Below are 690 nucleotides of genomic sequence, written 5' to 3'. Positions count from 1 at the left end.
TACAGTCGTCCGTCGATCTCGCCGAAGTCGTAGATGGGGATGACGTGCGGCTCGTCCAGGCTGGCCGCGGCGTGCGCCTCGCGGCGAAACCGCTCCACATAGGCCGGATCCTCGGCGACATTGGCCAACAGCAGCTTCAGGGCCACCACCCGATCCATCACGGTGTCGTAGGCGCGCCACACCTCGCCCATGCCGCCGCGGCCCAACAGCTCGATCAGCCGGTAACGCCCAAACGGCGTGCCCTCTATCTCGGATCCCGCCGGTGTGTGCACCGGTTTCATCTTTTCGCCCCTAATCGACGCAATTCGCCGCACCCGGTGCGCTGGTCAGCGCAGCGATCCTCCGCTGTGTGCTGGAATGCCCATTCTCGTGCCGCGTCGAGGCTGGGCGTAGGGCCGCTTGTCCCCGGCTGCCAGGAGCATTGGTCCCTTGACGCAGGCGGCGACCCGCGCCGGCATCGTCTGCACCGATTCGTGTCGCAGAACAAACAGCTAGTTGTGGGTTCAGGAACCGGGTGTGGTCGGCTTGCCGGAAACGATTGCACGGCAACCGCATATAGCGCCCGCGACCCAGCTTCCCTGGCTGCATGCCCGGTCAAAATCGACGAGCCAGCAGAAGACGGGTCCACGTTATGGCCGGGCCCGCTGCGCTTGGGTCGCCAGCCTTCGTGAGCAGAAGCCCCAGAAAGGG

Annotated in this window: 1 pseudogene; it reads right to left on the bottom strand. The window is 65.7% G+C overall.

Going from position 1 to position 690, the window contains the following annotated elements:
• Positions 1–281, bottom strand: a pseudogene (locus A5678_RS12920) (hypothetical protein); the annotation flags it as partial.
• Positions 282–690 lie beyond the last annotated feature (409 nt).

The sequence above is a fragment of the Mycobacterium sp. E2733 genome (assembly GCF_001667585.1).
Lineage (GTDB): Bacteria > Actinomycetota > Actinomycetes > Mycobacteriales > Mycobacteriaceae > Mycobacterium.
Note: the sequence above shows the minus strand (reverse complement) of the source record. Positions and strands in the feature narration are given on the sequence as shown.